This window comes from Heliorestis acidaminivorans (assembly GCF_008933955.1).
GTDB lineage: Bacteria > Bacillota > Desulfitobacteriia > Heliobacteriales > Heliobacteriaceae > Heliorestis > Heliorestis acidaminivorans.
The window spans coordinates 25,852-49,213 of sequence record NZ_WBXO01000004.1; the positions used below are offsets into that span (position 1 = coordinate 25,852).

General features: G+C 39.7%; 27 protein-coding genes and 3 tRNA genes. 20 read left to right on the top strand and 10 right to left on the bottom strand.

Annotation, left to right across the window (positions count from 1 at the left end):
- Positions 1 to 15: 15 nt before the first annotated feature.
- From F9B85_RS06320 to F9B85_RS06340, 5 genes are all read left to right on the top strand, one after another.
- On the top strand, positions 16 to 1,197 hold the full coding sequence (locus tag F9B85_RS06320) for a homocitrate synthase/isopropylmalate synthase family protein (protein WP_243138097.1): 1,182 nt from the start codon (positions 16 to 18) through the stop codon (positions 1,195 to 1,197).
- A gap of 286 nt (positions 1,198 to 1,483) precedes the next feature.
- Positions 1,484 to 2,206 (top strand): Crp/Fnr family transcriptional regulator, encoded by a 723-nt coding sequence (locus tag F9B85_RS06325; RefSeq protein WP_207707060.1) that lies wholly within the window; start codon positions 1,484 to 1,486, stop codon positions 2,204 to 2,206.
- Between the two features lie 111 nt (positions 2,207 to 2,317).
- Complete coding sequence (cooS, locus tag F9B85_RS06330; RefSeq protein WP_151619551.1) at positions 2,318 to 4,243, top strand: anaerobic carbon-monoxide dehydrogenase catalytic subunit; 1,926 nt, start codon at positions 2,318 to 2,320, stop codon at positions 4,241 to 4,243.
- 41 nt (positions 4,244 to 4,284) lie between these two features.
- The gene (locus F9B85_RS06335) at positions 4,285 to 5,082 is read left to right on the top strand and encodes an ATP-binding protein (RefSeq protein ID WP_151619552.1); all 798 of its coding nucleotides are present in this window, start codon (positions 4,285 to 4,287) and stop codon (positions 5,080 to 5,082) included.
- A 226-nt stretch (positions 5,083 to 5,308) separates the two neighbouring features.
- Positions 5,309 to 5,385 (top strand) — tRNA-Arg (locus tag F9B85_RS06340).
- A gap of 96 nt (positions 5,386 to 5,481) precedes the next feature.
- Here the strand turns inward: F9B85_RS06340 and F9B85_RS06345 are convergent.
- The gene (locus tag F9B85_RS06345) at positions 5,482 to 7,653 is read right to left on the bottom strand and encodes an ATP-binding protein (protein WP_170270242.1); all 2,172 of its coding nucleotides are present in this window, start codon (positions 7,651 to 7,653) and stop codon (positions 5,482 to 5,484) included.
- A gap of 215 nt (positions 7,654 to 7,868) precedes the next feature.
- Between F9B85_RS06345 and F9B85_RS06350 the strand changes: the two genes are divergently transcribed.
- The 3 genes from F9B85_RS06350 (at position 7,869) to F9B85_RS06360 (ending at position 8,614) form a co-directional block, all read left to right on the top strand.
- Positions 7,869 to 7,945: transfer RNA gene (locus F9B85_RS06350), tRNA-Arg, on the top strand.
- 63 nt (positions 7,946 to 8,008) lie between these two features.
- Complete coding sequence (tadA, locus tag F9B85_RS06355) at positions 8,009 to 8,488, top strand: tRNA adenosine(34) deaminase TadA (protein ID WP_207707061.1); 480 nt, start codon at positions 8,009 to 8,011, stop codon at positions 8,486 to 8,488.
- 34 nt (positions 8,489 to 8,522) lie between these two features.
- Positions 8,523 to 8,614: transfer RNA gene (locus F9B85_RS06360), tRNA-Ser, on the top strand.
- Between the two features lie 448 nt (positions 8,615 to 9,062).
- Here the strand turns inward: F9B85_RS06360 and F9B85_RS06365 are convergent.
- On the bottom strand, positions 9,063 to 9,887 hold the full coding sequence (locus tag F9B85_RS06365) for a hypothetical protein (protein WP_151619554.1): 825 nt from the start codon (positions 9,885 to 9,887) through the stop codon (positions 9,063 to 9,065).
- A 362-nt stretch (positions 9,888 to 10,249) separates the two neighbouring features.
- Between F9B85_RS06365 and F9B85_RS14340 the strand changes: the two genes are divergently transcribed.
- Positions 10,250 to 10,390 (top strand): hypothetical protein, encoded by a 141-nt coding sequence (locus F9B85_RS14340; protein WP_170270244.1) that lies wholly within the window; start codon positions 10,250 to 10,252, stop codon positions 10,388 to 10,390.
- Between the two features lie 112 nt (positions 10,391 to 10,502).
- On the top strand, positions 10,503 to 10,670 hold the full coding sequence (locus F9B85_RS14345) for a hypothetical protein (protein WP_170270246.1): 168 nt from the start codon (positions 10,503 to 10,505) through the stop codon (positions 10,668 to 10,670).
- Between the two features lie 118 nt (positions 10,671 to 10,788).
- On the opposite strand, the gene F9B85_RS14350 is transcribed toward F9B85_RS14345, so the two are convergent.
- Positions 10,789 to 11,076 carry a hypothetical protein gene (locus F9B85_RS14350; protein ID WP_170270248.1) on the bottom strand — a complete coding sequence of 96 codons (288 nt, stop codon included), beginning with the start codon at positions 11,074 to 11,076 and terminating at the stop codon, positions 10,789 to 10,791.
- Between F9B85_RS14350 and F9B85_RS14355 the strand changes: the two genes are divergently transcribed.
- Positions 11,063 to 11,203 carry a hypothetical protein gene (locus F9B85_RS14355; RefSeq protein WP_170270250.1) on the top strand — a complete coding sequence of 47 codons (141 nt, stop codon included), beginning with the start codon at positions 11,063 to 11,065 and terminating at the stop codon, positions 11,201 to 11,203. The genes F9B85_RS14350 and F9B85_RS14355 overlap by 14 nt on opposite strands.
- Positions 11,204 to 11,381: 178 nt before the next feature.
- Here the strand turns inward: F9B85_RS14355 and uvsE are convergent, their stop codons facing one another.
- The gene (gene uvsE, locus F9B85_RS06375; protein ID WP_170270252.1) at positions 11,382 to 12,245 is read right to left on the bottom strand and encodes a UV DNA damage repair endonuclease UvsE; all 864 of its coding nucleotides are present in this window, start codon (positions 12,243 to 12,245) and stop codon (positions 11,382 to 11,384) included.
- Between the two features lie 320 nt (positions 12,246 to 12,565).
- Between uvsE and F9B85_RS14360 the strand changes: the two genes are divergently transcribed.
- From F9B85_RS14360 to F9B85_RS06390, 3 genes are all read left to right on the top strand, one after another.
- Entirely contained in the window at positions 12,566 to 12,706 is a 141-nt protein-coding gene (locus F9B85_RS14360; RefSeq protein ID WP_170270253.1) for a hypothetical protein, read from the top strand.
- Positions 12,707 to 13,097: 391 nt separating this feature from the next.
- Complete coding sequence (locus F9B85_RS06385; RefSeq protein ID WP_243138098.1) at positions 13,098 to 13,385, top strand: AbrB/MazE/SpoVT family DNA-binding domain-containing protein; 288 nt, start codon at positions 13,098 to 13,100, stop codon at positions 13,383 to 13,385.
- Entirely contained in the window at positions 13,385 to 13,777 is a 393-nt protein-coding gene (locus tag F9B85_RS06390; RefSeq protein WP_151619556.1) for a type II toxin-antitoxin system PemK/MazF family toxin, read from the top strand. Before F9B85_RS06385 ends, F9B85_RS06390 begins: the two co-directional genes overlap by 1 nt.
- A 269-nt stretch (positions 13,778 to 14,046) precedes the next feature.
- On the opposite strand, the gene F9B85_RS06395 is transcribed toward F9B85_RS06390, so the two are convergent.
- The 5 genes from F9B85_RS06395 to F9B85_RS06410 form a co-directional block, all read right to left on the bottom strand.
- Positions 14,047 to 14,301, bottom strand: coding sequence for a hypothetical protein (locus tag F9B85_RS06395; RefSeq protein ID WP_151619557.1), 255 nt, complete (start codon positions 14,299 to 14,301; stop codon positions 14,047 to 14,049).
- A gap of 9 nt (positions 14,302 to 14,310) precedes the next feature.
- On the bottom strand, positions 14,311 to 14,463 hold the full coding sequence (locus F9B85_RS14365; RefSeq protein WP_170270255.1) for a hypothetical protein: 153 nt from the start codon (positions 14,461 to 14,463) through the stop codon (positions 14,311 to 14,313).
- Positions 14,460 to 15,251 carry a copper amine oxidase N-terminal domain-containing protein gene (locus F9B85_RS06400; protein WP_151619558.1) on the bottom strand — a complete coding sequence of 264 codons (792 nt, stop codon included), beginning with the start codon at positions 15,249 to 15,251 and terminating at the stop codon, positions 14,460 to 14,462. The genes F9B85_RS14365 and F9B85_RS06400 overlap by 4 nt, the downstream gene beginning before the upstream one ends.
- 296 nt (positions 15,252 to 15,547) lie before the next feature.
- Positions 15,548 to 15,811, bottom strand: coding sequence for a hypothetical protein (locus tag F9B85_RS06405; RefSeq protein ID WP_151619559.1), 264 nt, complete (start codon positions 15,809 to 15,811; stop codon positions 15,548 to 15,550).
- A 9-nt stretch (positions 15,812 to 15,820) separates the two neighbouring features.
- Positions 15,821 to 16,762, bottom strand: a complete 942-nt coding sequence (locus F9B85_RS06410) for a copper amine oxidase N-terminal domain-containing protein (protein WP_170270257.1) — start codon at positions 16,760 to 16,762, stop codon at positions 15,821 to 15,823.
- A 347-nt stretch (positions 16,763 to 17,109) separates the two neighbouring features.
- On the opposite strand from F9B85_RS06410, the gene F9B85_RS06415 reads away from it, so the two are divergent.
- The 5 genes from F9B85_RS06415 (at position 17,110) to F9B85_RS06435 (ending at position 22,238) form a co-directional block, all read left to right on the top strand.
- On the top strand, positions 17,110 to 17,283 hold the full coding sequence (locus F9B85_RS06415) for a helix-turn-helix domain-containing protein (protein ID WP_151619561.1): 174 nt from the start codon (positions 17,110 to 17,112) through the stop codon (positions 17,281 to 17,283).
- 1,183 nt (positions 17,284 to 18,466) lie between these two features.
- Positions 18,467 to 19,213: a hypothetical protein gene (locus F9B85_RS06420; protein WP_151619562.1), complete on the top strand. Its 747-nt coding sequence runs from the start codon at positions 18,467 to 18,469 to the stop codon at positions 19,211 to 19,213.
- An 87-nt stretch (positions 19,214 to 19,300) separates the two neighbouring features.
- Positions 19,301 to 20,008 (top strand): WG repeat-containing protein, encoded by a 708-nt coding sequence (locus F9B85_RS06425; RefSeq protein WP_170270259.1) that lies wholly within the window; start codon positions 19,301 to 19,303, stop codon positions 20,006 to 20,008.
- A 38-nt stretch (positions 20,009 to 20,046) separates the two neighbouring features.
- Positions 20,047 to 20,469, top strand: coding sequence for a WG repeat-containing protein (locus F9B85_RS06430; protein WP_151619564.1), 423 nt, complete (start codon positions 20,047 to 20,049; stop codon positions 20,467 to 20,469).
- A 536-nt stretch (positions 20,470 to 21,005) separates the two neighbouring features.
- On the top strand, positions 21,006 to 22,238 hold the full coding sequence (locus F9B85_RS06435) for a type I restriction enzyme HsdR N-terminal domain-containing protein (RefSeq protein WP_151619565.1): 1,233 nt from the start codon (positions 21,006 to 21,008) through the stop codon (positions 22,236 to 22,238).
- Positions 22,239 to 22,342: 104 nt separating this feature from the next.
- Here F9B85_RS06435 and F9B85_RS06440 read toward each other — a convergent pair whose 3' ends face one another.
- Entirely contained in the window at positions 22,343 to 22,873 is a 531-nt protein-coding gene (locus tag F9B85_RS06440; RefSeq protein WP_151619566.1) for an apurinic/apyrimidinic endonuclease family protein, read from the bottom strand.
- A gap of 77 nt (positions 22,874 to 22,950) precedes the next feature.
- On the opposite strand from F9B85_RS06440, the gene F9B85_RS06445 reads away from it, so the two are divergent.
- Complete coding sequence (locus F9B85_RS06445; protein ID WP_151619567.1) at positions 22,951 to 23,169, top strand: hypothetical protein; 219 nt, start codon at positions 22,951 to 22,953, stop codon at positions 23,167 to 23,169.
- The last annotated feature ends 193 nt before the right edge of the window (positions 23,170 to 23,362 follow it).

Genomic DNA, 23,362 nt, shown 5'->3' on the forward strand with positions numbered 1-23,362 from the left:
GTGGAGGTGAAGGCGGTGCATCGCCTTAATAATAATAAGATTGCTTTAATGGATACAACACTACGTGATGGCGATCAAGCCGCAGGTGTTGCCTTTCGCAGAAAAGAAAAAGAAATTATCGCCAGAGCTCTAGCCGAAGTGGGTGCTCAAGAAATTGAAGTAGGCATCCCGGCGATGGGACCTGAAGAAGTAGAATCTATCAAAGCACTTGTAAAATTGAACCTCCCTCTACGAGTGTCTACCTGGAATCGCTCTGTAATCAGTGATCTAGAAGCAAGTTTGCGCAGTGGCGTAACGGCTGTAGCTATTTCCATCCCTGCTTCAGATCAACAAATTGCTCGCAAGCTCTGTCAATCCAGAGAGTGGGCACTTGAGAAGCTAGGGCAAGCCATCTACTGGGCTAAAGCTAGAGGACTTTATGTAACAGTAGGTCTAGAAGATGCTAGTCGAGCCGACCTTGATCATCTGCTAGCCATTGGAAAAGAAGCAGAACGGTTAAAAGTAGATCGCCTACGCTTTGCCGATACCCTAGGCATCTTAGAACCGATAGGAACTTATAAAATCTTCTCACAACTAGCTAAGGAAATAGCCATACCTCTAGAAATACACGGGCATAACGATCTAGGCATGGCAACAGCTAACTCCGTCGCCGCTATACAAGGTGGCGCTGTAGCGGCAAGCGTAACACTCTGTGGTCTTGGCGAGCGAACAGGCAACGCTCCTCTTGAAGAAGTGGCTATTGCATTAGCTCAAAGCTGTCACATCGATTGTGGCATCAACTTTGAAAAGCTACCTTCGCTTTGTAGGCTAGTCAGCAAAATAACTCGTCGTCCCATTGCCTATCACAAACCAGTCATTGGACGCTATGCCTTTACCCATTCCTCTTCTATTCACGTTGATGGTTTTCAAAAAGATCGAGCTAATTACGAAAGCTATCCACCGGAAAAAGTAGGACGCCGTCATCGCATCGCCCTAGGTAAATATAGCGGTCGCAAAGCTTTAGAGTCAGTCCTCGCCGAAGAAGGAATCAAAGTGTCAGAAAGAGAGCTTGATCTTCTACTACTGCAGGTTAGAGAGGCAAGCGAAGAGATAAAAAGGCCACTGCGACGCAGTGATATACTTGCTCTTTTGCCCTCTTCTGCCCTTGCTTTTAGCAAGTCAACAGATACAAGAGGAAATGAGCCTTGCTTTAATTAACAGGAGTCTTGCAGTTATATAATGGCAATAGGGTTGTAATGACGCCGTTCGCTAAGGGCTTCATGGCTGTTCGCTCACTATGTCATTACAACCAGCTTATGCCTTCAAGTGCAAGAGTCGTCCTATAATTAATTGAAGATAAATTAATAAAAAACCATGAAAAGAACCCTAGCTAGCTAAGCTAAAGAATCAGCTTAGCTAGCTAGGGTTCTTTTATTTTTTTCGTAAAAGTTATAGACTACAGAAAATAAAAGCTAAACTAGGTACGTACCAAGAGGTGATGAAGATGGGCAAAGAAGCAAAATATGAGAAAAAAGAAGAAAAAAAAGATGAGAAAAAAGAGCAGTCAGTAACGAAAATGCATAGCTTACCTCTATTTGAGCAACTGCCAGAAGAGATTCTGACAAAGTACCTGAAGCAGTGGAATCGCCAAAAGGTAAGCAAAAAAGAAGTTCTCTTCTCCCCAGATAATGAAAATGACTTAATCTATCTTATCTTACAAGGTCGCCTTCGCGTCTACCTCAGTTACCCTAACGGCAAAGAATTTACCCTTACCATCTTAGAGCAAGGAGATATCTACAGCGGCCATACGCGCGCCTTCGGATTAGCTCTAGAAGATACAGAAGTTGCTTTAATCCCTAGAAAAGCCTTTCGCAAGCTATTGATGGAAGTGCCCGCTTTTTCTCTAGTACTTCTATCTGTCCTTGGAGACTCCCTCAAAAATGCTTTTAATATAATTGAGGATCTGGCTTTTCGAGATGTACAGACTCGTCTATTAAAATTTCTAATCAACGAAGGCGAACGAAAAGGTGTCCAAACCTTAGAAGGCATAGAAGTGTCTTTCGACTTAACACACGAAGAAATAGCTTCATTAATAGGAACAACACGTCAAACAGTAAGTCTTCTTTTTAACAGTCTACAAAAAGAAGGTCTCCTTCATCACGGCAAAGGCAAGGTATTAATAAAAGACCTTGAGCAATTAAAGCACCTTACCACAAAGATAGAATAAGTAATAGTATTCACAACGTCGGCTTGCTGACATAAAAAAGCCTCTATTTATGGTAAATTTTCAGACAAATAAATGTTATTGAGTTTATCATAAATAAGGGAGGGCTTTGAAATGTCTAAATTGCGTGACATTCAAGACGTATCGATCGATCAGGGCGTACAAGAGTTACTAGAAAAAGCACGCCGAGAAGGAGTGGACACAGCTTTTGACAGAGCCGATCAGATGTCTACCTGTGGTTTTGGCTCTACAGGCGTCTGCTGTCGTCACTGTTTAGAAGGACCTTGTCGCATTGCACCGAATGGCAAAGGTCCGCAACGTGGTATCTGTGGTGCTGACGTACACACTATTGTAGCTCGGAATTTTCTCAGCCATCTCACAGAAGGTGCTGCTGGTCACGCGGAACACGGTCGAGAAGTAGCCTTAACACTATTAGAAGCGGCAGAAGGAACAGCACCCTACGAGATAAAAGACCAAGGCAAGTTACTCAAAGTAGCACAAGATCTAAAAATCGATATCACAAACAAAGAACCTAAGGAAATTGCCAAAGAAGTAGCACTCAAAGCCTTAGAAGACTTCTCCAAGCAAAAAGGAATCATGAACTGGGTAGAGCTAAGAGCCCACAAAGACTCCTTAGCGACTTGGAATGAACTAGGCGTCACTCCTGTCAATGCCCACTTAGAAATCTCCAAATCAGTAGCTCGTTCTGCCATGGGCTGTGATGCCGATCCCCTCAACCTCGTCTTAGGCGGAATCACCATGGGGCTAGTCGATGGTTATGCTGGCTTGCACCTCTCTACAGACTTACAAGATATTCTTTTTGGCACTCCGAAAGCTGTCAAAGCTCAGTACGCCATGGGTGTACTGAAAGAAGATATGATCAACATTGCTGTTCACGGTCACGTTCCCATGCTTTCAGAAAAAGTAGTAGAATGGGCGCGCAAGCTAAACAGCGAAGCCAAAGAAGTAGGAGCAAAAGGAATTAATATTGTGGGAGTTTGTTGTACCGGTAACGAACTGCTCATGCGCCAGGGCGTCTCTGTCGCTTCTAGCTTTTCCAGTCAAGAGCTAGTAATTGTTTCAGGCGTCTTAGAAGCAATGGTTGTCGATATTCAATGCGTCATGCCTGGCATTCAAGCAGTAGCAGAATGTTATCACACCGATATTATTACAACCTTGCCCTATGTAAAAATTCCTGGAGCTAGCCATATAGAATTCCATCCTGAAGATGCTGATGAAGCGGCGCAAGCAATCGTGCGCAAAGCTATTGGCAACTTCACCAAAAGAGATCCAGCCAAAATAGCTATCCCCCAGGAAACAGTAGAAGCTTACGCAGGCTTTTCAACAGAACAAGTAGTAGAAGCCTTAGCTCTTATCAATCAAGAAGATCCACTACAACCACTCATCGAAGCAATTACAAGCGGCAAAATCCGTGGCGTCGCCGCTATTGTCGGTTGTACTAACCCGAAGGAAAAGCAGGATATTGGCAACGTAACAGTAGCCAAAGAATTGCTAAAAAACAATGTCCTCGTTGTAGCTACAGGCTGTGCCGCTCACTCACTAGCTAAACATAATTTGATGAATCCTCAAGGTTTAGCTTATTGTGGAGAAGAATTGCGCCAAGTCTTAGAAGGCATTGGACAAGCGGCAGGCTTACCGAGCTTACCACCAGTTTTACACATGGGAAGCTGTGTCGATAACTCTCGCCCAGCTGACTTATTAACAGCAATAGCTAACAAATTAGGCCTGCCTATTCGTAGCCTACCAGTAGTAGGTAGCTGTCCCGAGACCCACAGCCCCAAAGCACTTTCAATCGGAACTTTCTTCATTGCCCATGGTGTTGACGTTCATGTAGGCGTAAGCCCTCAGGTATCTGGTTCTTCTGTAGTTACAGAAATGCTTTGCGGTGACAAGGTATCAGAAGGCGTTACAGCGGAAAAAGTATTTGGAGGAAAACTAATCTACGAAACTGATCCAGTCAAAGGAGCGCAACTTCTGCTCGAGCGCATCGATAGCAAGCGAGCGGCCTTAGGGATCTAAGGACTGAATAAGGATCTGGAAGCTTTAAGGTGGTTGAGAAGATGGGCAAAAAAGGCTTAAAAATTGCCATCTCTGGCAAAGGTGGCGTAGGAAAAACGACAGTAGCATCCCTGCTCTGTCATCTTTTTGCCAGAGATGGTCGCAAAGTACTAGCAGTTGATGCCGATCCTGATGCGAACCTAGGCATGGCTTTGGGCTTTAGCCCTCAAGCTTTAGCCGGTACAAGAACAATTGCGCAGGACAAGGCGCTAATCAAAGAAAGAACAGGCGCTGAACCAGGCAGTTCTGGACAATGGTTTAGCCTAAATCCTACGGTTGAAGACATTCCTGAAAATTATGTAACAACGGAACGAGGCATTAAGCTTTTGCAGATGGGAGCAATTGTAAGTGGCGGTTCTGGTTGTGTCTGCCCGGAAAGCAATTTTCTACGCACATTGCTAAGCCATCTAGTCTTAGAAGATGAAGATACTTTAGTAGTAGATATGGAAGCAGGGCTAGAACATCTAGGACGAGGAACAGCTCGCGGTGTAGAAGCTTTTATCGTCGTAGTTGAACCAGGTCAGAGAAGCTTTGCGACAGCCAAAACAGTAGTCAAACTAGCAGAAGATCTAGGAGTAAAAGAAGTCTATGCTGTAGCAAGCAAAGCTCGGGAAGAAGATCGCAATATTATTAAGGAAGCTTTAGGTGATATTCCTGTTCTTGGCTTTATCCCCTATTCACCTAAAGCTATCGATGCAGACTTGAAGGGCATTCCGCTTTTTGATAGTGCGCCGGAAATAGTAGCAGAGGCAGAAAAGATTGTTAAAGAGTTAGAAGCGAGAATTGGCAAAGAGATCTGAATTAGAATTAGATAAGATAGTAACAAGATTCTTGCAGTTGCTGTTATATAATGGGGTTGTAATGACGCCGTTCGCTAAGGGGCGAGAAGGAGTAGCTACACTCCTTCTCTTGCCCATTAGTTGCTTCAATTACCATGAATCTATAGCATTTTTATAGTTGCAATTAAGAGCAAAGTAAGCTATAATAACATTTGTCGTTGAAAAAGACAGAACAAATTTTCACAATGCGCCCGTAGCTCAGCTGGATAGAGTAACTGACTACGAATCAGCAGGTCGGGAGTTCGAATCTCTCCGGGCGCGCCATCTAAAACAATGTAAGCCTCGCAAGTTCTTGCGAGGCTTTTTTGCGACCTTTTATCTTTCCTTTATATTATTGAAGTATAACTTTTCTTTTACACACTAGGATTCTTTAGCAAAATGCTCTGTTGGATAGTCGATTGTTAACCACTTAGAAAGCATTTCTTGTAACTTCTGTAGACTTACAGGCTTGCTTAGATAATCATCCATGCCAGCTTGAAGACATTTTTCGCGGTCGCCAGGCATAGCTAGCGCTGTTAAAGCAATGATGGGAATACTTTTTCTATCTTTTATTTCTCTTGCGCGAATGACTTTAGAGGCAGTAAAACCGTCCATTTCAGGCATTTGACAATCCATAAGAATAATAGAAAAATGATTAGACTGTAAAGCTTTTATAGCTTCTAAGCCGTTATTTACTAGCTGGACATTCAGATAGCCTAGTTTTTTCAATTGAGAAAGGATAACTAGCTGATTTACGGCATTATCTTCTACCAATAAAATTGAAGCATTTTTGCGTACTTCTGATTGAGTCATAGGCAAGGGGTTTATTACCAATTGTAATGAAGAAGAAGTGCAAGCTTTTTGGTCAGAACAGAGAAAAGGAATAGCAACCCAGAAGCAAGAACCTTTGCCCACTCTGCTTTCAAAGCCAATAGTACCGCCCATTAGTTCAACTAATCTTTGCACAATAGATAAACCAAGACCAGTGCCTTCAAACTTTCGTGAGTTGGTACTGTCGACTTGACTGAAAGGCTTAAAGAGACGCTCCTTCGATTCCTCTGCAATACCTATACCTGTATCAATAACTTCAAAACGAGCAAGTACTTCTTTGGAATTTATTTTCTCGATGGATAGTGTAGTAGTTACAGCTCCCTGGTTAGTGAACTTAACAGCATTACCCACAAGATTGAGTAAGATCTGGCTCAAGCGAGCGGCATCGCCTTCAACAACAATATGGGCCTCTTGATCATACTCTGTACGCAAAGCAATACCTTTTTGGACAGCAGAGCTATCTAAAATTTTTACAACCTGGATCAAGGGCATGGGAAGAGCAAAAGCATGGCTTTCTAACTGAAGCACACCTGCTTCCATTTTGGAAAAGTCGAGGATGTCTTTGATGACGTTTAAGAGAACATGGGCAGAGTCACGAATTGTATCTACATAGACTTGTTGCTCAGCTTGCAAAGAAGTAGTTAACAGCAAATCAGTCATGCCCACAATACCATTTAAAGGCGTTCGAATCTCATGGCTCATATTAGCTAGAAAATGACTTTTGGCTTCATTAGCTACTTCGGCGGCTTCCTTGGCTCGCAATAATTCATCTTTACTGCGCCTGCGTGTCTGCTCCCGTCTAATATCGTTAATAGCAAGCGTTAGCATATCTGTTACAGCTTTTAGAGTTTCAACTTCATGCTCTGTCCATTTATAAGGTTTGGGTGCATCAAAACAGACTAAGCCTAGCAAGTTTTTAGAGTAGATCATAGGTGCATCTAAAAGAGCTCGCGTCTGTCCGGCTTTCATTTGCTCTCTTAGAGGGTTCATGCGTTCATCTTGAGTGATATCATCAATATAAAGAGGCATACATTGACGAAGAGCTTCCAAATATGCTGTAGCTTTTTTCAAATCAGCATGTAAGCCTTCGAGGTTAATCATATTAGGTGGGGGAAACGATTTTATGACTCTTAATATTCCTGATTCGTCAATTGTTGAGTAAGATACTCGAAAGTCAGGAAAAGCATTATGGAGATGCTCTAAGACATGATCGATGACTTCCTTTTCCGAGGTCTGGCTACTCAAGTTTTTAGAGATGTTATAGAGCAGTTTCCAGCGACTGCGAGATTGAAGTAATTCCTTTTCTTCTTTTTTTTGTGCTGTTACATCCCGATACTGCCACATGTGGCCTCTATAATCATTCTGAACAAAAACAGGTATATAATCTCTTTCTAAAATTCTACCGTCCAGAAAATAGAGTTCCTCACAGGTAACAGTTTTCTGATTCAACAACAACTCTTCGATCCGCTTAGAAAAAGCAGTAGCATCGATAAGCAGATCTTTCACAAACTCAATTGCTTGGGCACAATCAAAGCCTATTAATTGCTCGGGCGGGACAGAAATACGAAAAATATCGCAAAAAGCTTGATTTACAAGGGATATTTTTCGGTGTTCATCTTCTACTAAAACGGCAGATTGGAGGTTTTCAATTAAACTGCTCAAACGTGACGCATTAGTTTGGAAATCATCACTCGAGTAAAGTGAGGGTGCTTTGTAGGACATAAAGATCACCTGCAGTAAAAAAAATTTCCACACTATTGCAAAAAGGTCTATTAGAAACATTATATTTACTTTTCGCTTTTTTTGAACAGTATCCCTGCAAAAAAAAGATAACATTTGCTAAGATGCCAAATTTTCACTAATTGACTTATACCATTCTTTTTGCTATACTAGCTTTTGCGATTGAGCCATATTCTTAGGCTCTTAGCAATAATAATGCGCCCGTAGCTCAGCTGGATAGAGTAACTGACTACGAATCAGCAGGTCGGGAGTTCGAATCTCTCCGGGCGCGCCATATTTTTTACTAGATCTTCTAATAGGGTGTCATAGGATGCTCGGAGCTTGAGGAAGTCGAATTATGGATTATATCACTGACGATTATAAGTTTATGGGCCTAGCCATTGAAGAAGGAAAGATAGCACAGTCCAAAGGTGAAGTTCCTATTGGTGCTATACTTGTGCAAGATGGTCAGGTAATCGGTCGTGGTCATAATCTTAGGGAGACTGATCTTAACCCTGTAGCTCACGCGGAGATTCTGGCTATCCAAGATGGCGCTACTAGGCTTAAGAAGTGGCGACTGACAGGTAGTACGCTCTATGTAACAGTTGAACCTTGCCCTATGTGTGCCGGAGCTATAGTTTTGGCTCGCATATCAAGAGTTGTTTTTGCTGTTATGGATCCTAAGGGTGGCGCAGGTGGTACTTGCTTCAACATTCTCGAAAGCCCCTGGACGAATCATCGTGTAGAAGTTACTTCCGGTGTGCGAGAAGATGAAGTGCGAGAGTTGATGCAGACTTTTTTTCGCGATTTGCGAGAGAAGCGTGGTAGGAAGAAGTAAGGGCTAGGTTTTAAGGTTATTTTTTGCTTATAATGGAGAGATGGCTGAGCTGGTCGAAGGCGCTCGACTCGAAATCGAGTAGGCGGTAACCCCGTCTCCAGGGTTCGAATCCCTGTCTCTCCGCCATACATATAATAATATCAGGGGTTAGACGTCTTGCGTCTAACCCTTTTGTTTTATCACGAAAGGCGAGAAAATCTTTTCTGATAACAAAATGAAAACAATATTTTGGCTGTTTTCATGCCTAAAAGTTAATTGTAAAAAGTTTTTCTGGGGATACGAATCATTTTTCCGATTCTTACAGTAGGAAGACGAAGATGTAGTTACAGTGCAATTTTCAATGCAAGAGAATAAGGCTGACAAAGTAATCGCTGAATTATTAACGATCTAAAAAAAGTATACTAGTGACAAATAGCTATACTTAGGACTGAATGATAGAAGCCCTACTTATTGTGCAGGGCTTCTTTTTTGTTGCGTAGGTATACCAAAGTAAGCAGGTATACCTGTTTTTCTTTACCGTCAGAACAAACCACAATAAAAAAAGTAAGGGAGGAAAATCCTCCCTGAAATCGGTCTAAGGGTGTTCGAACTCATATTCCTTTTCTCCATCATGCTCATACCAATAATGACTTCCTGTGAATTCCTCGCCTTCAATAACGTGTACCGCGAGCACTACTGTAAAATAGTCATATAGTTCATTTTTAGCAAAACCCTCTTCCCACATCAATTTCTGTAACTTCATCCAGTAGCTATATTCAACTTCTTCGATTGTTGGGGAGAATGGATCTTTGCGTTTATTGTCCACGTTGTATACCAGATTAGTTAGCAAGTAGTGGCGATCAGGGACGTATGAAACTATAGTCTGTGCATCTGTTACTGCATTGTTAGATGACATCTTATCAGATAATACATCTAGGTGCCATTGACTAAATGTTTGAAACAGCTCGCCACTTCTTAGTGTAATATGCGTGACGATAGGATCATCATGGTTTTCGATTACTACTCCACTTGGCGATTCCCAGCTTTCATAGAAATGCCTGTAGAATGGGAAGCCTTGCCATCTCGGAATGTGTGCTGGAAGTGTATTGAGTATTGGCTCTTCTAAATACTCTGCTTTTTCCAGTATTTCAACCAATCGTAAATATTCTTGCCAATACGAGTCTCCATCTTCAGACCATGCTGTTACCGCAGGTACTATAACGTGAGTTGGTACTTCCATCTCGATACTTCCGTCAGCATTCCTTATTACCCTTTCCATTAGAAAGTCATAGGGTGGTGCGTCTGATTCTAAATGCATTGCTGTTGCGTAAGCAGTGTTAGTGATTGTAAATGATGTTGTCAATAGTAAAGCTATCGCCAGTAAAAGAGATAAGCCCCTACGTTTAATTTTTTTACTCATAAAATTTTCCCCCTTTCTAATAAAAGTAGGATTAACTAGCTCCTCAGGTGCTCCTCTATGTACTCTTCATTTTTCTCGCTTTTTTTCCTGCACCCTACGTTCTGCCTAGTGGTGATTAACACAACATAGAAATTTATAGCTCCGTATGCTTTCTTTATTATCTTTTAGGTATCATCTGAATTGATGGGGAAAGTACTTTCTTTTTACTTCTTAATTATTAGTACACTACATGACTTTTATTGCCCTAAAAAAGATTATGTAAAAAAAGCACATGCAAATGGTTTTGTCGTAAACTTTACGATATGGTGTATAGAAAATAAGTGGTTGTAATAAGATTAAATAGGAAGAGGGGGTGGAAAATTATGACTATAAATCTTCGCTCAATTTACGAAAGATATTGGGATGACTTAAGCAAACGATTAAGCGACTACTCAAAAGAAGAGCTTGAAGCTGATTCGGAGACCACCTTTTATGGGGTGGTCTTTCTTTTTTTGAATGAATGAGCAACAGGAAATAACAAGGTAAAATGTTATAGTGGGGATATTGGCTAAAAGAATAATCAAGAAACTCCCCAACATTGACTATCCTAAAAGGGAAGAGGGTGCAATCCGATATTTGCACATTCCTTTTTGGGGAGAAGAGAATCGAGACTACTACGTCTGGGAGTTAAGACCTGAACTAAAGGAAGCTATAGAACTACTTAATGATAAGAAACCAGAAAAAATATATACATATACGAAACTGCCTCAGGAAATTGGCTGCAATCGCTATAATAAAAATTGACCATTAGAAGAAAAAACGCTAGAAAAAAGTTTACCACCCTGACCATCTAACCTGCCAAGCTGGAGTTGACGAGACAACTCCAGCGCGATAGGCTACTGTTTACATCATTGGAGATTATTTATAGAGGTAGGATCACGTTGATTGACAATATGGTTATAGACACAGGTGCAGCCAAAACAGTTATTTCCAGAATGCCGTTGATGACATTGATCTTCGAGTAGAGATGGGAGATCATATATTTACTTACTATGGAATTGGTGGCAAAGAACATGCTTTCAGGAAGCAAATCGAGTTCATTAATGTAGGCTCTCATCAACGGAAAGACTATGAGGTTGACTTTAGTGGGAATATGAAGGCATTTAGGGTTTATTGGGGATAAGGAGGCGATTTCAATGGCAGTTTCCAAGAAAAGTCCTCCTGAACTAAAAGGAGAAGTAGCTAAAAAACTGTCCGATTATCTTAAGAAGCCGAGTAAGAAAAAAGAACTTATCGAAAAGTACAGTAAATACTCTGATGCATTTACTAAAAAATAGAGCTCGTTGACAGCCAAGTAAATCATCAGCTTTGGCTGTTTGTTTTATAAAAAGATATGATAGATAGTGGTGCTATGACAGATAGTAAGGTAGTTATGACAATCTAAAGAAGTTTGCAATGATACTAGAGTTTGCTAGATTATCGATGAGATACATTATCACAACGGCATAGACAAGCTTACTGCGACCGTAGCCGCAAAAGAGCCTGCTCTTTTTCTTTTGCTTCAATCATAACATCGACATCTACATTAGCGAACAAAGTCAGGACTTCTTGCCAATCTTCTAACGTAATGAAGTCAGCATGTTTTCGATCCCTGTTATGGTCACGACCAGAACTTATATGTATTTTTGGTCTTTTTGTTCCCCAGGTTGCCAATAGGTCCGGCAAAAGCTTTTCCAGAGCTACCGATGAAGGATTGCAGTGTTCGTGGTGCAAATCGACAACAACAGGGATACCTGTTCTTTTGGAAATCAACAGGACATCTTCTGCCGTATATACCTTGTCATCATTTTCAATACGAAGATAAGAGAGTATCTCTGGAGAAAGCTTCTTGGCCCTTTCTACAAAGCGGTCCATAGAAGCTTTTTTGTCTCCATAAACACCTCCAAGATGAATGATCATGTCAGTGCCACCACACAATTTAAGCAAGGTAGCATGGTAGGACAAGTCAGCTATGGCATCTTCAACGACAGTACTTCTAGGAGAATTTAAGATTGTATACTGGCCTGGATGCATGGACAAGCGCATACCGGAGTCAAGCACTTCCTTGCGGATTGCTTCTGTAAGCTGTAAAAGCCTTTCTTCCTCATACCAGCTCCAAGTGAGTTCTCGCTTAGAAGCAAAGGGAATGAGATCAGAAGACATGCGAAAGACCAAGATATCTCTTTCTATATTCCAGCGAATCATGGTCAAAGTGGTGCTTAAATTGTGCAATGCCAATTCCCGCAGATAAGCGATCCCTTTGCTTTGGTAGGTTGCCCAGCGACATGTTTTTAGAGCAGGTAGTTGAGTATTCAAGCAAGCATAGCCAAGTCGAATCAATTGTATCAGTCCTTTGTTTTGTCTGCGATTGTCTCGTCATCTCCTGCTTAGCAGGTTTGATGGTCAGGGTGGTCAATTTTTATTATAGCGATTGCAGGCTATGGTGATATGATGATTATGAGTATGGAAACCTATAAAAGAAAGCTTGCCCAGGCTGAGCTTTATCAAAAGCTTGTCGGAGGCAGAAAGACAGAATAGCTATATCTCTAAGGAGCTATACGCTGAAAAAACAGCTAGTAATCTGCTAGCAAGAATAGAAATATCAAGGGCTCTGGGGTTTTCACCTCAGAGCCCTTTTTTTAATTTAGTGTTCAAACAGGATGGTAGGCCCAGTCGGCCTTGCCATGGAAGTTCGCCCACGATTCGCCCATTGCCCACAAATAGGTGTCGTTCTTGTCTTTGAATGCTACAACTGTGGGGATGTAGCCGTTGAGGAAGCCTTGGCCGGTGATGGGGGATGAGAGGTCTGTTTCTCCTTCGCCTTCTCACTCTGCGAATACGCTATTAGGAAAAAGTAGGACAAGGGCCGGCTGAACTTCCACTTCCGGTCCTCCCTTTCGCCGGTTACATCCGGTCAATGTGATTTGACCATGGTCTTCTGCTTCCTGTGCTAAAGATTCAGCATGTTGGGCAACAGAAGGTAGAGGTGGGATGCCTATATTAGAAGTAGTTAAAAATACAGGATTAACAGAAGAAGAGAAACTAAAATAGACACAGACAAAAAACGTGCGAACTGGAGTAAACAACAAAAAAAGCCAGTTTGCACGTTTTCTTTTGAAAAAATCAGAATCTGCCTACGAACGGCGTATATACTATGTATATACGAGAATCCGAAAGGGTGGTATACTAAACATGGAAGAATCGAATCCGAAAAAGGGAGTGAAGACGATGACAACAACAACAACCGTTCAAAAATGGGGAAACAGCTTGGCCGTTCGTATTCCTAGAGACGTTGCTGATAGAATTGAAATTAAACAAGGCACTGAATTAGAATTGACTGTTTTTGATGATAAAGAGTTAATATTGGTTCCGATAAAGCGACGCAAGAAGTATTCTTTGGAAGAATTGGTATCAAAAATTACACCTGAGAATCGTCATAATTATATTGACTCTGATAGAGAGGGACGTGAATTGATTTAATGGGGCAAACACCAGAAAGAGGGGATCTTGTCCTAATTAATCTAAACCCACAGGCTGGTCATGAACAGATGGGTAGGCGAGCCGCGATTGTTCTTTCTCCAAAAATGTTTAATGATGCAACGGGATTCGCAGTAATTTGCCCAATTACAAATCAAAAAAAAGGTTATCCCTATGAAGTCGATTTGCCAACGCACGGCATACCTGTTCCTGGTGGAGAGCCTGTAACTGGCACGATACTCGTGGATCAAGAACGAACATTAGATTGGCAAGCCCGACGAATTAGAATTCTGCGTTCCATCGAATCTGACCCAATTAAGCAAGATGAGTACGATAAAATTATGATTGAAATTGTGGATGATTGCCTTGCTAAAATAGCAACGTTTTTATCCTAAATCTTTTAAAACGAGAAATACATAATGTAGAAGCATCTAGGCTCGTGTAAAATGACCACCCTGGGGCTAGCATTCTATGATGTAGCAAGTGCTGTGTCTCTAACTGCGTAAACATTTAGTTTAGGTAATCATCAAAAATGCGATTCCCCATATAGCTATATATCTAAGGAGCAATACACTGAAAAAACAGCTAGTAATCTGCTAGCAAGAATAGAAATATTAAGGGCTCTGGGGTTTTTTGCCACAGAGCCCTTTTTGCATTTTAGTGTTCAAACAGGACGGTAGGTCCAGTCGGCCCCGCCGTGGAAGTTCATCCACGATTCGCCTATTGCCCAATGGTAGGTGTTGTTTTTATCGCCGTATGATGTAATTGTCGGGATGTAGCCGTTGAGGTAGGGTTGGCCGGTGATGGGGGATGTGAGGTCTAAATCATAATCATCGTCGCCCTCTGCAAAGCATAAAGTTGGTAACGTGAGAAGCAATAGCAAAAATATAAATAAAGCAGTAACTGAATATTTCTTCATTCTGTACACCTACTTAAAAGTAACCGTATATGTGCCATCTCTAAAAGAAACAGAAATACTTCCATTATATAATGAGCCTACAAGATCAGAGCTTGCAGTACCTGAAAACATTTTACCATCATAAATAAAATTATTTTCACGAGTATCTCTTGCGGGGCTCATCCCCGTCCTGCCCACCACACAAACTTCTCACCAGTGTACATGATCATGAAGGTTGAACCTTCCGCCCATTCAAAACCTCGTACAATCAAGGCTGCCTGTTGAGTTGCTGGTTCTACATAGTAAAGAATATTTTCTTGAGGGATACCCCATAGTTGTATATATTTGGCTACGTCTACCATATGACCGCCATTTGGACTCTCCATGATAACATCGGGATGTGTATGCTTACTGATAGTTAGTGACGTCGGTTGCGGCGATGGCTTTTTGGTTTTTGCAGGCACATCTTTCCAAGTGACAATGGTTACTTCTTGGGTGTTAGGATTGAAGAAAGCCGCTCCCCCAAGTGCTTGGGCTACGGTACGCATGGGAACGAAGATCCGATTGTTTCTGTTTTCTGGTGCAACTCGGTCTTCGGTAAAAATCCCTGCCGACTGAACAATTTTACTTCCCACCTTAAAATAAACCCCGTCTTTTCCTCCACCAGAATCTGTCCTGTTAATGGTAGCTCCTTGTCCATCTCTGTCTGCTCGAATACCTGATTCATCTACGTTCATCGCATAGGCCGTAAACCTTACAGGCATCATAGTGCGACCATTTTCAATGTAGGGAGCAACATCCATTGTCCTCTTTTCACCGTTGATGGTGTACTCTGTGCTACCGATTTTGAACTTGCTGACTATGAGCTGATTAGAAGGCGTTTGTCCAGCCATAGCCGCTACGTTGCTATAAGAGATTGAAAAAATAGTTAGCATAAGACCCAGGAGCACGACAACAATAAGTTTTTTCAAAACAATAAACCTCCATATTTTTAATCATCTCGAAAAGTAAGTAAAGTTAAATTCTAGAAAAGCGTTGACGAATCCTACTTTTTGCATGTTTCTTGCTGGTAGTTTTATTCCTTTGTTAAAAAGTACAAACCAAAAAATCTCGGGGCTAAAGAGTGTATTTTATTTTTCTACATTGCAAATCAGTATATTTTTCCTTAGTAAAACACCCCGTCTCTACTCAACTTTTTGATAACATTGAAAAAACCTCCCTTTTTGCGGGGAGGTTTTTCTGTATCTTATGCTTTTAGATTTTCTTGTTACCGAAGATAAAGGAGTTGATTGTAATCCGAACTTCCGTACCAATCTGCCCATGCTTCTGCCATTAGGTAATACTGGGTATTGTTAATATCCCCAAACTTGAAGGATGTAGGGATGTAACCGTTGAGGTACTCACGGCCGTTGATGGGGGAGCCTGTTCCCGTGTCGTTATCTTGATCTCCTTCGGCAAAGCATAAGCTAGGAAACACGATAAACGAAATTAACAACAATAAAGCTAAAAATATTATCTTTCTTTTTTTCATACACATTACCTACTTTTCAGTAAGAGTGTAAGTGCCACTTTTAAAGGAATAGTGGTACTGTTTGTTAAAAACTCCTGAGATCAGCTCTGCTGTTGCTGTACCGGCAAACATTTTGCCATTATAGATAAAATTATTTTCACGTACGTCCTGTGAAGGGCTCATCCCCGGTCCTGCAAACCACACAAACTTCTCCCCAGTGTACATAATCATGAAAGTTGAACCTTCCGCCCCATGAAAACCACGTACAATCAATGCTGCCTGCTGGGTTGCCGGTTCTACATAGTAAAGAATATTTTCTTGAGGAATACCCCATAGTTGTAGATATTTGGCTACGTCTACCATATGACCGCCATTTGGACTCTCCATGATAACATCAGGATGTGTATGCTTACTGATAGTTAGTGAAGTCGGTTGTGGCGTTGGCTTTTTGGTTTTCTCAGGAATTTCTTTCCAAGTGACGATGGTTACTTCTTGAGTGTTAGGATTGAAGAAAGCTGCTCCCCCAAGTGCTTGAGCTACGGTACGCATGGGAACGAAGATCCGATTGTTTCTGTTTTCTGGTGCAACTCGGTCTTCGGTACCAATGTTAGAGGAAACTACCATTTTGCTCCCAACAGTAAACCTTACACCCTCTAGACCTCCCGCCTTGTCATAGCGCTGAATAACGGCCCCCTTTCCATCGTTAAGTGGTCTAATACCCGATTCGTCTACGTTCATCGCATAGGCCGTAAACCTTACAGGCATCATAGTGCGACCATTTTCAATGTAGGGAACAACATCCATTGTCCTCTTTTCACCGTTGATGGTGTACTCTGTGCTACCGATTTTGAACTTGCTAACGATGAGCTGATTAGAAGGGGTTTGCCCAGCCATAGCCGTTACATTGCTATAAGAGATTGAAAAAATAGTTAGCATAAGACCCAAGAATAAGACAAGAATATGTTTTTTCAAAATATTAAACCTCCATATTTTTAATCCTCTCAAAAAGTAAGTAAAGTTAAATTCTAGAAAAGCGTTGACGAATCCTACTTTTTGCATATTTTTCGCTGGTATTTTTAATCTTTTATTAAAAAGTACAAACCAAAAAAGTTTGGGGCTGAAGAGTGTATTTTATTTTTCTACATTGCAAATCAATATATTTTTCCTTAGTAAAACACCCGTCTCTACCCAACTTTATGATAACATTGAAAAAACTGTTTATGATAATTTAAAAATAGGCCAGCGTGGTCATTGAAAAACCGGCCAACAATGATAACCTACTTGAGGATTGATTATGTCATCAAGTGGGGGTCTGGAGAATGATCATGATAGATATGATGCAAAAGATTTTAATGATGTACACTCACGAAGGTAAGTCGTACAGAGAAATATCCAGAATAACAGGTGTGCATCGAGAAACAGTTGGCAAATACATACGGCAATATGAAGAAAGAAGACAGCAAATTCCAAATGATATATTTATTCAAACATAATCCATGGATCTAATAACCTTTTGCGGTTAACATTCGGATCGATGGCTTCGGCAAGAAAAGCACCTGTTAACGGATTGTATCCTCTGGGATTGATCCCTTGGTAAACAAATACAGCATTAAGGATGTTATGGGCTGATGCAGCAAAAATCCTCGTTCATCGCAGTGTTGTAATACGTTTTGATTGTATCGGTTATTGTTATTTTAACACTTGAAGGATTTGACGGCTTACTATCAACGTTAGAATAGCGGTGTAAACCAATGCTTCTACGACTTCTTCTTTTGCTGATGAGATGGTATAGGAACTCTTTAATTCTTTCATAACCCAATTCAATAGTCATCTGGCGTTGTAAAGTTGTGCTGTATCTTCTGCCGTTATACACTCTATAGGAATATTGGTTACATAGAAGTGATACTCTTTTGTTTCATCATTTCGAATGCCGATTAAACGCATCGGTTGCGCTGATTCTTTTAGTTTTTTGGCATCTTTGCTTGCTTTCTGCGGCTCACCTCTGGGGAAAGAAAATATGCAATCTGATAAAAAAGTTCAGAACCTTACAATATTCGACAGGATTTTCTATTTGGAAATGGTATAATTTTATATACACTGAATGAGAAAACCAGCCTGTGGTTGTTCCTAGCAACCATACGGCTGGTTTATACTTTTTATGCAAGAGATCCGCGCAACAAGAGGATGCTTTATATGAGCTTATACCTTGGGTTTTTGTAAAGACATCTACTTTAGAAAATCTTATTTATGCCTGCCATGAGTGTAATAGCACTAAACTCCATCGATTACCTAAAATAGTCTACTTCAACAAACTTTTACAACGGGATGCTTCTAACAGAGAATTTATATCGAGTTATCCTGAGCAGATACCTAACTGGACAGAACGTGTGGAGAGATGGGTGAAGAACTATCACCAGGCATCGGAGCAGTTGAGTACGGGTTGGGGGCCATGATGAAAGGTAATAGTGGTAACTTCATATTTTACACTAGTAGTTTCGTTTAAATAGGTGGAGCTAGTTGCATGGGCCTAAAAATGATGGCAAAAAATCGTCTATTCTCTAAATATTTGTTGAATAAAGTAAAATATACATAATCAAAGTTCACCTTGTTCCTATTGGTTTAGAGCTTTTATATTTTTGTTTCTATTCACTGTCTAAAAGATTAAGGAGAAGTTGTATGACTCAAAAAATAAGGATACTTACTATTATTGTTGTCATGGTTTTAATTACAACTGGATGCTCTGAAAAAAAAGATATATTCAATGATGAAGAGGATAGAGTTATTACCACTGAAAGTGACAATAGAAATGAATTAGAAGATAAAACACTGCCAGAAGAAAAAACAATAACCGCTAAAGATGATTCAAACACTTTGCCATATGATTATTACTATGACGATGATGCTATGCAAGGAGATTCATATGATATTCTAATGGGTAATTTCAATTATCCAATGCCCGCCTATAGTGATAAAGAAATTTCCGCGTACGTTTCAGCTAGAGACCAATACATTATTCGAATAAATGGTACAACAGATGTAATTAAGCTTTATGAAAGTTTTATTAATAGTAATCCAAATCATATTCAGCCTTATGAAGCAAAAGCTTATGGTGAACGAGCGATAGAGTTTTTAAATATTAGAAGGTATGGTCCATCAGGCTATGAATGGTTTATTAATGATTATTATGTAGCGATGGGTTCTTATCATTTGGAACCAAGACTAAATGACTTAGCAGAATTAGGGCAACACTATTTAAATGCTATGTCTAATTATTTTTCGAATCACTCAGAAGGATTGGCTAAAAATGATCAATCCCTAATAAATCGTGGTTTAGCATCCAAACAAGAAGCATTAAATTATCTCAATCAAATTACTGATTATATTGATATGTTGAATGAAGAATATGGTGTCAAAGATAATTAAAGAAAGTAAAAAACTATTTCTCTACGGTTTGTTATCAATCAAGTGTATTATGCATAGCTGTCTGAATACTGGATGGAGGTGTTTGTGTTGAGAGATTGTAGCAATAGAGTTTTCTCTAATAAGATAAACAGATTAAAGGTATGTAAATCTACTGAAATAAAAAGAAAACGCACTACTTGGGCTAATAGTTTTAAATTTTTTGCATATGTAAGCCTTCTTGCACTTTTAGCTATTTTAATGGTTGGCTGTGGTTCTGATACAACCATCGGTAAAGAGGAAAGCCACGACCAAAAAAAAATCACCTTAATTCCTTATTATATAGATGGCAAATGGGGTTATATAAATAAAAACGGTGAGTTTGTTATTAAACCTCAATTTGACTATGCTGCTTATTTCTCAGAAGGTACTGCTCTAATAGAATCTGATGGCAAATGGGGCTTTATAGATGAAAGTGGTAAAGTTATTGTTACGCCACAGTATGATAAACCGGTAACAGTTAATGATGGCATTGTTGGTTTTTCTGAGGGGCTAGCCAAGGTGAGACAGGGCGATAAACATGGCTTTATAAACAAAAACGGTGATATTGTAATACCTTTACAATATCGTAAAGCCTATAATTTTGCTGATGGCCTAGCACTTGTTGAAGTTAATGATAAGTGGGGTTTTATTGATAAAAGTGGTGACTTTGTTATACAACCAAAATATTTAAGAGCAAGTTCATTTTCCGAAGGGTTAGCATTAGTTAATGAAGATGGTAAAAGGTTTTATATTAACACCAAAGGGGAAAAAAATTAACAGTTGCAAAATATCTATCCTTAGGAGGTCGTGTTGGTATGAACTCGGGTAGTTTTCACGATGGTCTTGCTTACGCTTACATACAAGGTTATTTTAATGAAGAATATGGATACATAGACAAAAATGGAAAAATGGTTATAACAGTAAATAAAATAAGTGCTAGGGAAGCATATAAGAATTTTGATTTTCTTAAAGATTTTAATGAAGGATTAGCGGCTGTAAAGACAAATGCCCAGGTGGGAGAAAATGTAGAAAGCACTGCCGATGAGTATGGTGAACACTGGGGATATATTGACAAAAATGGAGTTGTCGTTATTGCTCCAATTTTTGATTTAGCAAAAAACTTTAGAAATGGTATAGCAGAAGTTAAAATCGGTCGAGAGTTTAAGTACATTGATACCGAAGGGAACTTTATCGACTTTGATAACTTAGTTAAAGCTAACTTAAATCGAGGATCTTAAGGAGAAGATCGAAAGTGAGGTTTTTCGCAAAGGAATAACCCAAACTTTTTTCTTTGATACATACATATCTATGTTAGTAGAACACCCAAAACGAATGAGCAAACGAGGTGTCGGGACTTGCAACAACAAAAAATATTACTGTCAGCTACATGCAGGATACATTCTAGACTGTGTAAAAGAGCAGTTTGACAATATGACCTATAGTCCCGAAGAAATAGAGATTAAATGGGAATAGATCTTTAGAGCAAATTCCTGCTTTGAAGTCATATCATCAAGGCCATTAGCAGATATAAAAAGTGATCCAATAGTTTCTGTAGCAGAAAACATTGTATCTCGCGGTTATCCGACTCGTGCCCCATACTCTTTAGAAAAGTATTTTGCCAAGAGAAATCTCTTCATTTCGATAAAAAAGATAATCAAAACGAGTCAGCCAGAGTAATTTGATAGAACGACGAAGAAGGCACACTAACGGCACGTTACGTATAATTGCCTTAGTATAACACTGACCAAATAGAGATTACTGAGAGGAAGAAGACATGCTTATTGACATAGACAAAGACCTATATGAGAAGCCTAAACTGTACCTAAGAAATGGTCAAGAATGCCTATTGGACCCTATTAGACAGAAATTTATTCAAGCGAACCCAGAAGAAATAGTGAGGCAACGAGTTATTCAGTTTCTGATAAACGAAATGAGCGTTCCCTTAAATATGATCGATACAGAGGTTCAATTAAGCAAATATAAAAAAGGTGCAAAAGGGCGAATGGATATTGTTGTTTATGGTGTAACGGAGTCAAACTTAGTTGAGCCTGTTCTAATAGTCGAATGTAAAGCAGAAGATGTACCATTAACAGATAAAGTGTTTAGCCAAGTATTTAATTATGATGAAATAGTTCTTGCCGATACGGTAGCGGTAACAGATGGAAATTACATAGTATTTAGCTCATGGGATCATGAAGATAAAAAATATAAAGGATTAGAAAAGCTTCTTCAATATCAAGACTTACTTAAAAAAGGCTCTATTCCATTGGCTAAAATAGAGCAAGTACCATGGGAAAGACCAAAATTTGAAGATTTACAAACGGACGAAGTAATCGAAGATTTTTATATGCAAGGATACATTGGAGAAGATACGGATCAAGAATTATATAGTTTCATCATTAACTTAGCATGTTGCCTACAAGATGATTCGGAACGACTAGAAGATTTGAATATTAATGGCATAAAGTTCATTCAAGATGGAGGATTAAGATATACAAGTTATGGAGATGCCAGTGGAGGAAACTTTCCAGGAATTTACCGATTCTTCATACTGGAACAAAACGGTAGTAACCAAATAGTAAGCATTAACATTTTTGCAGTTGGAAAATTTGAAAAAGATCCGACTTATGGAACCAGAAAAGGACAAACAGTTCTTTTTGTAGCCATAGATGATTTTGAAAAAAGCCATGCATCTTTACATTTAAGCATTGATAGGCATGTTGAGGTGAATGGTCACAAATATAAAATATATCATGATGGAAGTTTGACAGCAGGAAGATTAGGTCGGGCCAAAAATAGAGACGTTATAGAATATGTGAAGAAGCATGCCCCATGGCTTCTAGACATTGAAAATAGAATATATTTGGGAGAGATAGATAATTCAAAAGAAATCAGAATTAACAATGGAGATATTAAAAAATTTCTAGGAAGAATCATTGAATATTCTTTTATTAGAGATGATTTTAGAAAAAGCATGATAAAGAAAAATAAGGGACTATATCCTTAGAAAACATAGAGTGCGTGGTTGTTACAGATAGTAAGGTAGTAATGACAATCTAAAGAAGTTTGCAATAATAATAGAGTTTGCTAGATTATCGATGAGATACATTATCACAACGGCATAGACAAGCTTACTGAGACCGTAGCCGCAAAAGAGAGTATCTCTGGAGAAAGCTTCTTGGCCCTTTCTACAAAGCGGTCCATAGAAGCTTTTTTGTCTCCATAAACACCTCCAATATGAATGATCATGTCAGTGCCACCACACAACTTAAGCAAGGTAGCATGGTAGGACAAGTCAGCTATGGCATCTTCAACGACAGTACTTCTAGGAGAATTTAAGACTGTATACTGGCCTGGATGCATGGACAAGCGCATACCGGAGTCAAGCACTTCCTTGCGAATTGCTTCTGTAAGCTGTAAAAGCCTTTCTTCCTCATACAAGCTCCAAGTGAGTTCTCGCTTAGAAGCAAAGGGAATGAGATCAGAAGACATGCGAAAGACCAAGATATCTCTTTCTATATTCCAGCGAATCATGGTCAAAGTGGTGCTTAAATTGTGCAATGCCAATTCCCGCAGATAGGCGATCCCTTTGCTTTGGTAAATTGTATCAGTCCTTTGTTTTGTATGCTGTTGTCTTGTCATCTCCAGCTTAGCAGGTTTGATGGTCAGGGTGGTCAATTTTTATTATAGCGATTGCAGGCTATGGTGATATGATAATTATGAGTATGGAAACGAAACCTATAAAAGAAAGTTTGCCCAGGCTGAGCTTTATCAAAAGCTTGCGGAGGAAGAAAATGAAAAAATTTGAGTATAAGTGTGTTTTTATACTTGGACTAGGTGAAAGAACAACCAGAATATTAAATGAATATGGTCAAAGTGGTTGGGAATTAGTTGCAACAAGTTGGGTATGGCATTATTTCAAAAGAGAAATAAATTAACAACATACTTAACAGAAGGCAGTCATGCGCAACATACCTGACTATGTAAAAAGAGACGTTAGTGTTCGAACAGTGTTCAACTGTGGCAAGGTTGAAAGATTCAGGTACAACCTCTATACTGAAAACAGAATTATGCATTATAGACTCTAGAAAAAGAGCTTGATGAAAAAAGTTACAAAGTAGTGCTGTTAGA